At 55.6% G+C, this 8,234-nt stretch carries 4 protein-coding genes; all 4 read left to right on the top strand.

Going from position 1 to position 8,234, the window contains the following annotated elements; translation table 11 throughout:
* Positions 1 to 18 precede the first annotated feature (18 nt).
* Positions 19 to 1,785 (top strand): type II/IV secretion system protein, encoded by a 1,767-nt coding sequence (locus tag C4520_02740; GenBank protein ID RJP25181.1) that lies wholly within the window; start codon positions 19 to 21, stop codon positions 1,783 to 1,785.
* Between the two features lie 29 nt (positions 1,786 to 1,814).
* Complete coding sequence (gene gspE, locus C4520_02745) at positions 1,815 to 3,539, top strand: type II secretion system protein GspE (GenBank protein ID RJP25178.1); 1,725 nt, start codon at positions 1,815 to 1,817, stop codon at positions 3,537 to 3,539.
* 942 nt (positions 3,540 to 4,481) lie between these two features.
* A complete protein-coding gene (gene polX, locus C4520_02750) occupies positions 4,482 to 6,203 on the top strand; it encodes a DNA polymerase/3'-5' exonuclease PolX (GenBank protein RJP25179.1) in 1,722 nt (573 codons plus the stop codon).
* Between the two features lie 82 nt (positions 6,204 to 6,285).
* Positions 6,286 to 7,770, top strand: a complete 1,485-nt coding sequence (locus C4520_02755) for a sensor domain-containing diguanylate cyclase (protein RJP25180.1) — start codon at positions 6,286 to 6,288, stop codon at positions 7,768 to 7,770.
* The last annotated feature ends 464 nt before the right edge of the window (positions 7,771 to 8,234 follow it).

Below are 8,234 nucleotides of genomic sequence, written 5' to 3' on the forward strand. Positions count from 1 at the left end.
GTTGAAAGCAGTAAGTCACTGGGCCAGATTCTGTTGGCCCAAGGCGCCATCACGCAGGAGCAACTCCAGGACGCCCTGAAGCGCCAGCAGACCAGGGCCAGCGGCAAGCGGCTTGGAGATGTCCTCGTCAGTTTCGGTTACGTAACTCCTCAACATCTGGCCGAAGCCCTCGCCACTCAGTTGAATCTCCCTCTGGTCAACCTTTCGAACCTCGAAATCTCGCAGGACCTGATCGACTTCGTCCAATCTTCCATCGCAAAAATCTACCAGGTCATCCCGGTCAGGAAGGAAGGCAGAACGCTTTATGTCGCGATGGCCGACCCGACCAATCTGGGTGTGGTTGACAACCTGCGCCTGCTGCTCGAGTGCGATATCAGCCCCGTTATCGCCACACAGGAAACCATCAAAGAAGCGATTCGCAAATATTATGGTCTCGAAGAGGTGACCGTCGACACGATGCTTTCACAGGTCAGCGGCGACAGCCTCAGCACGGTCAGCAGTCTCAGCGTCAGCAGCCTCAGCGTAGAAAGCATCGAATTCGACGGCTCTCTCGTGGAGGGCGGCGACGACGAAGAGAGCGACGAGGGGCCCGTAATCAAACTGGTCACGCTGCTTATTCTCGAAGCGTTCCGGCACCGCGCGAGCGACATCCACATCGAGCCGTTCGAGCGGGAACTCAAAGTGAGGTACCGAATTGACGGCGTGCTTCACGAGGTGAACCCGCCGCCCAAGGCGCTGCAGAACGCCATCCTTTCGCGTTTGAAAATCATGGCCGGCATGGACATCTCCGAAAAAAGGATACCGCAGGACGGCCGCATCAAGCTGCAGCTCATGGGAAAGGACATCGACCTTCGCGCCTCGGCGCTGCCCGCCATTTACGGCGAGAGTTTCGTGCTCCGAATTCTCGACAAGAGCAGCCTCGCATTGGACTTGCGCGATCTCGGATATGCGTCTGACACGCTCAGAAGCTGGCAGGGTCTGCTGCACATCCCGACAGGAATCGTGCTGGTAACCGGCCCGACCGGTTCGGGTAAGACAACGACGCTCTACGCTTCGCTCAATACGATTAACACGCCCGAGCGCAAGATCATCACCATTGAGAACCCGGTCGAGTACGTGCTTTCCGGAATCAATCAGGTGCAGATCGAAGAGGAAATCGGGCTTACCTTTGCCGCAGGTCTGCGTTCCATCCTGCGCCAATCGCCGGACATTGTGATGGTCGGTGAGATTCGCGACGGCGAGACTGCGGAAATCGCTATCAGGGCGTCGCTCACCGGTCACCTGGTTTTCAGCACGCTGCATACCAACGATTCCGCGGGCGCGCTGAACCGCTTGATCGATATGGGCATCAAACCCTTCCTGGTTTCATCGGCCGTTCAGGCGATTTCGGCCCAGCGACTTGTCCGCAAGATCTGCAAGAGTTGCAAGACCGAAGAGCACCCGAGCGAAGAGAAGCTGCGTCACGTGGGCCTCGACCCCCAGGAAGTGAGCGATATCACCTTCTATAAGGGCGCCGGCTGTGAAAGCTGCAATCGGACCGGCTACCACGGCCGGACCACGGTCCTTGAGCTCCTCATTATGAATGAAAAGATCCGCGATATGGTCCTCGCGCACGCTCCCACCGTCGATTTGAAGAACCAGGCGCGCCGGATGGGAATGAGGACGCTTCGTGACGACGCCTGGCTGAAAGTATTCGCCGGAGTCACTACGATTGACGAAGCTGTGATGATCACGCAGCAGGACGACCTGCTGCCCGGCTTGAAACTGGTGAAGAGCGTATCGTAAACCCAGCGAAAACAGGAGAATGATCAGCATTGACATTGGGTACTCGAAACCTCGGTGAGATCCTGCTGGAAAACGGCGTTATCACCGCCGCCCAGCTTGAAGAAGCCCTCGAAAAACAGCGAGCTAACCGGGAGTTCCTTGGGCGCACCCTCGTCAGCCTGGGCTATGCGAAAGAACAGGATATCGTTAACGCCCTCGGGATTCAACAAGGCATGGAGCAGGTAGCCCTCGGTCAGGTTGCTATCGACCCGGAAGTGCTCCACCTGGTGACGCCCGATATCGCGCAGTTCTACAACATCATTCCCATACGAAAAACCGATAACGTGCTGACGATCGCAATGGCCGACCCGCTCGCCATCAACACGATCGACGATCTGAAAGTCATCATCGGCTGCGAGATCGAGGGAGCGGTAAGCAGCCAGAGCGAAATCGCTGCCGCCATTGAAAGACATTACGGCTATCAGAAGGAGTCGGCGGCGGCGCTCATCGATGAACTGTTCGCGGACGTCGAGAAAGTAATGGAGGACCCCAACAAGGTCACGCGCGAGAAAATCGCGGACGCCAATAACCTCATTGCGCTTGCGCACGAGGCGCCTGTCATCAAGCTGATCAACCTGGTTATCCTTCAGGCGATTCAAAGTCGCGCATCGGACCTGCACTTCGAGCCGTTTGAAGAAGATTACCAGGTGCGCCAACGCGTTGACGGTGTGTTATATAACATTGCGACGCCCCCGAAACATCTGGCGCTGGCTGTAAGCTCGCGCCTGAAAGTCATGGCAAACCTCGACATCGCAGAGCGGCGGCTTCCCCAGGACGGTCGTATCCAATTATCGCTTGGCGGAAAAGATATCGACCTCCGCATTTCGTTCCTGCCGACGATGTTCGGAGAGAGCATCGTTATCCGTATCCTGGACAAGAGCGCCGTCATGATCTCGCTCGACGGACTCGGCCTCGAAAAAGATCAGCATGATATCATCCAGGACCTCATTCAACGGCCAAACGGAATCATCCTCGTTACCGGCCCAACCGGGTCCGGAAAAACGACCACCCTTTACGCCTGTCTGAATGAACTGAACGATCCCCAGTGGAAGATCATCACAACGGAAGACCCGGTCGAATACCAGGTGAATGGGATTGTCCAGGTCAATATCAATGAAAAAGTCGGACTCACTTTCGCCAAGTGCCTGCGATCCATTCTGCGCCAGGACCCGGATATCTGCATGGTCGGCGAAATCCGCGACGTGGAAACGGCCGCGCTCGCCATCGAAGCGTCGCTGACCGGACACCTTGTCTTCAGCACGCTTCACACGAATGATGCGCCAAGCACAGTCACCCGTATGATCGACATGGACGTTGAACCGTTCCTATTGACATCCACCATTGAGGCTGTTGTCGCCCAGCGGCTCGTCCGAAAACTCTGCATGTTCTGCCGCGAAGCATACGATCCGCCCGATGAGGAACTTCGGACGGTCGGGTTGACCCGCGATCAGATCAAGGACACAAAAATCTACCGCTCTCGCGGGTGTAAAGAGTGCTCACACGTCGGCTACAAGGGCAGAACCGGCATCTACGAGCTCATGACGCTCAATGACGAGGTTCGCGACCTGATCCTCAAACGCAGCGCCACCGGCGAAATCCGCGACGCCGCTGTCCGGAACGGCATGCACACCCTCCGCGAAGCCGGAATAAGGAAAATACTCGCCGGCATAACAACAATTGAAGAAGTATTAGGCGAAACCATGGGGTACGGTTAATTTTCTTCCCTGTTGCTATTCTCTGAACTCATCCAGCGTATCATTCAAACTCTTTATTCTTCCTCCCAAAACTCCGCCTTGACGGTCGCCCTGCAGACTTTCCCCTGAGATATCGCGCAAGCGTCGGCCATTTGTTCTGCAAAGACGATGCTGAGGTGCTGCTTTGCCTCCTGCCGGGTAGCCCTCCGAGAGGCGGTCAGGTGGAACGAAATGGGACACATTATCCGCAAAAAGCTTCCTTTTTCAATGGGCTGAACGTTCGTTTCATCGATTTCGGAGACGTGCGCGTGCCGTTTCGTCACATTCCGACACTGTGGATAACCTTGTTGATTAAACCGGAGACCTCTGTTGAGAAATAAAACTAACTTTTTGACCTCAAACAAGTTGTGGATGATATTTTCGATGTTGATAATTTTGTGGAAAACATCTGCAGAACCGGGGTTGATCGCGTGGAACGACCGTTCAGCATGGCTGCCCTCCGCAGCTCGTCGTGCACAGTCTGCAAATGGGCCCAGCTTTATATCGAGGATCCATAACGGCGGGCGACGCGCAGGTGAGATTTCTTGCCGGCTTTTCGTCTTGACTTTGCTTTCTGATTATTCTAAAGTGAAAATGTAAAGGGAAATTTTCTTTACCGGCAATCCCTGTTCGCGAACTGAAAGAGAGAAAGTGGCAGCCCGGGAGTGGAGATCTTTCAGACCATCGGGATTGGGTCGGCGGGTTCGCAACAGAGCCCCACAGCAATATCGGTCAAAACACTCCGATGTCATAATTAACGCTGAAGAGAATGTATGATGATCCCCACGGCTCAATGAAAAGCGACCTAACTCAGCTTTCGTAGCCGAGGAGCGGATGTGCTATGCCGGGGCGAATCAGAGCAGGCGAGATTGCCGATTCGATAAGCTGCAGACTAATGGGAAAGAAAGCGTTATATTGTGAACCATGAAGAACGCAGAGATTGCTGACATATTTGATCGAATTGCCGATATGCTCGAATTCAAAGGCGAGATGGTATTCAAGGTGGCCTCGTACAGGCGCGCTGCCCGCACGTTGCGTGATACGCCGGAGGATATCGCCGTCGTGGTCGCAGAGAAACGGCTTTCCGAGCTTGCCGGCATCGGGAAGAGCATGGCGGAGAAAATAGAGGAATACCTGCGGACGGGAAAGATTGCGAAGTCCGAAGAACTCTGCAAGGGGTATTCTGAGGAGTTCATAGTGATGCTGCAGATTCCGGGAATGGGCCCGAAGAGTCTCGCTGTCATCCACTCGAATCTCAAGATATCAACCATAAAGGAACTCGAGGCGGCTTGTCTTGACGGGCGGCTCAGCCAACTGCCGGGTCTGGGCGCGAAAAAAGCTGAAAACATATTGAAAGGAATCGAGTTTCTTCGCCAGTCGTCGAAACGGATCCCCCTGGGCATCGCGCTTCCGGTGGCGGAACAGATAGTGGCGGCCGTAAGGAAATTCAAGGCGGTCGAGCGCGCTGAAATGGCCGGGAGCCTGCGCCGTATGCGCGATACCATAGGCGACATTGATATCCTCGCCTCTTCGGCGCACCCGCAGGACGCGATTCATGCGTTCACCGCGATGCCTGAGGTCAAGCGAGTGCTTGCCGCCGGCGGCACGAAGGCGAGCGTCATCGTGGAAGGCAACCAGCAGATCGATCTGCGCGTTGTCGAGGAGGAAAGCTACGGATCGGCTCTCCTTTACTTCACCGGCTCGAAGCCGCACAACGTCAAGCTTCGCGACCTGGCGAAGGGCATGGGTCTGAAAATTAACGAATATGGAGTTTTCCGCGGGGATCGCAAGATTGCAGGCCGCGATGAAGAGGATGTTTACGATGCGGCTGGGCTCGTGTGGATACCGCCGGAACTGCGAGAAGACCGCGGGGAGATCGAGGCCGCCATGGAAAGCAAGCTCCCTCATCTGGTCACCATCGAGCAGATCAGGGGAGACTTGCACGTGCACTCGGATTTCAGCGACGGCAGCGCCACGCTTGAACAACTGGCGCGGCGGGCGGAAGACTTGGGGTATGAGTATCTTGCCGTCACCGATCACTCGCAGTCGCTGAAGATAGCTCACGGGCTGACCGCCGAGCGGGTCGAAGAAAAGATGGCGCGGATTCGCGAGTTAAACAAAAAATTGAAAAAGATGACGCTGCTGCTCGGCACGGAACTTGATATCCTGTCGAACGGGAAACTCGATTATCCCGACGAGGTACTCGAACAGTTCGATTGGGTTGTCGCATCGATACATTCCGGATTCAAACAGCCGGGCGAGAAAATTACGCAGCGCATTATCGCGGCGATGGAACATCCGCTGGTCGATTGCATAGCCCATCCAACCGGCAGGCAAATCGGCAGGCGGGCGCCATACGAACTGGACTTGGAAAAGGTGCTTCAGGCGGCCGCCCGGACGGAGACGGCGATCGAGATAAACGCCAACTATGACAGGCTCGACCTCGACGATATCTGGTGCAGACGCGCGAAGAAGTATGGCGTAAAGCTTGCCATTGGCACCGATGCGCATAAGCTGGAGCATATGAGCATGATCCGCCTTGGCGTCGCCGTCGCGCGGCGAGGATGGCTCGAACCCCAAGACGTCCTCAATACGCTGCCGCTGAAAAAATTGAGGAGAAAAAGGCCCTGCCTCGCCCGAACGTGAAGCGCGGGGCGAGCTGACGCAACCTGTTTTTCCGCCGCGAGATCAGAGCGCGGATATCATCTGGAGACTGAGATACGCCCACATGTATTCTTTCGAACCGGTCATCATAATAGTCGCAACGCCGGATGAAAAAGTAAAAGATATTGCCGCCTCTGCGGCGCCTGAACGGTCTGAGGTTCTCTATCCCTCTAACAAAGCTTCATTGTACGGGCTTCTGATGGATTTGCCGGTCGATGTGCTCCTGATCGAGGAGAATTTCGACAGATGCCCGTTGCTTGACCACCTCCCGATCGTCAAGAAGATGAGCAAGAACCTTTCGATCGTCGCTGTTCTGGAGGAGAGGGCTTCAGAAGAGATGAAGAAAGTCATTTCGCCCCACGTGTTCGATTTGCTGATGAAGCCGCTTCAGCAGGATCACGTGCGGCACAAGCTGAAAAATGCCGTCGAGCATGTTCAGCTTCTTCGGGAAGTCAGCTTATTGGAGCAAAGCAAGCAGGCTGCCCGGCCTCCGTGGCCGGGGGTTCATGCCGTTTCGGAGGAGAGGGAAAACGACGTGTCGGGCCCGTTGCGCCAATTTTTTTCTGCATGCCTCCACCTTCAGGACATTAATAAGCTGCTCGATCTCATGGTCGGCGCGTTCTCTGAATATTTCGTCTGCGCAAAGGCGGCGGCCGTCCTTCTTGATGAAGAGACGGGTAAGCTGCAGATCAGGGCGTCGCGCGGATTCGACAACCAGATTCTTCAATCTATTGAGCTGAATTTTCAGTCGGGCATCTATTTCTGGCTGCGAAAAAACAATCGCATTCTTTCAGCCCGGGAACTGTCGGCGGCGGTTAACGCAGAGAGCATGGTAGGCGTCGATAAGGAGATGAGGCTTCTGCAAGCTGAGATTGCGTCGCCGCTGTTGGGTCGGAAATATCCGGTCGGATTCGTAACGCTCGGCCAGAGGTTCAGCGGAGAGCCGTTCTCACCGAAAGAGGCGAAAAGCACATTCTTCCTTGCCAGGCATGCGGGGGCGGCGATTGAAAATGCTTTTGTCCTGCAGGAGACAAGACAGCAGGCCGTTCACGATGAATTAACCCAACTCTACAACAGGCACTACTGGAAGAGAAGCCTCGAGGTCGAGATCGAACGCTCGAAGCGATACGATCGGCCGCTATCGGTTGCCATCTTCGATATCGATCACTTCAAGATCATCAACGACAAGTTCGGCCATCAGACAGGCGACGAGGTTCTCCGCAGTTTGGCGCGATACATGACCAAAACCTCGCGCCATACCGATGTCATCGGCCGGTACGGCGGCGAAGAATTTATCGCGATCCTTCCGGAAACCACCGCCGAACTCGGCTTTTTCTACTGCGAGAGACTGCGCCAGGACGTCGAGCAAAGGCTCGGCGAACAGGAAAGCGATGAGTGCATTCATCCCGGTCTCACGATCAGCGGCGGAATGACCACCTGCGACCGCAAAGAAGATACTTCCCAGCGCCTTATCGAGCGCGCCGACCAGGCGTTGTATGCCGCGAAACGCGAGGGCAGAAACAGAATCCACCAGCAGCTCCCGGCGTGACCCGGCGAAGGCGGACTGTTAGGGGGTCTGGCTCCACGTACGGAACTCGATGGGGACTGTCCCAAGAATTACGGGCCGCGTCTTTTAGACCGTAGATTCGGGGCTGTCCCCATCGAAAGGAACCAGCCAATTCAATCGCCGGACACATTCACTGTTCCGGAATTGTTTTTAAGCGAAGGGGACTGAAGGGGTCTGGCTCCACGTATGGAATTCATGCCTTCTTGAATTCGTGGATATGGGGCTGCGCCCCTGGCGCCTGTCCCCGAAGCTCCCAGTCCGCTCAATCGCCGAAACACCTCACCGTATCCTACCACTTGTAGAAAAATCGCTGATCGCTTGTAATGACTGTTTTGGGGGTGGCGCCGAGGTCCAGTCCGCGCACCCGCCAGAGTATCCACTTTCCGCTGGGGACCTGATTCCAGATATTTAGCGGCACCGTCCATTTCGGCTCGGTCAGCACGATG

This window comes from Candidatus Abyssobacteria bacterium SURF_5 (assembly GCA_003598085.1).
GTDB lineage: Bacteria > Abyssobacteria > SURF-5 > SURF-5 > SURF-5 > SURF-5.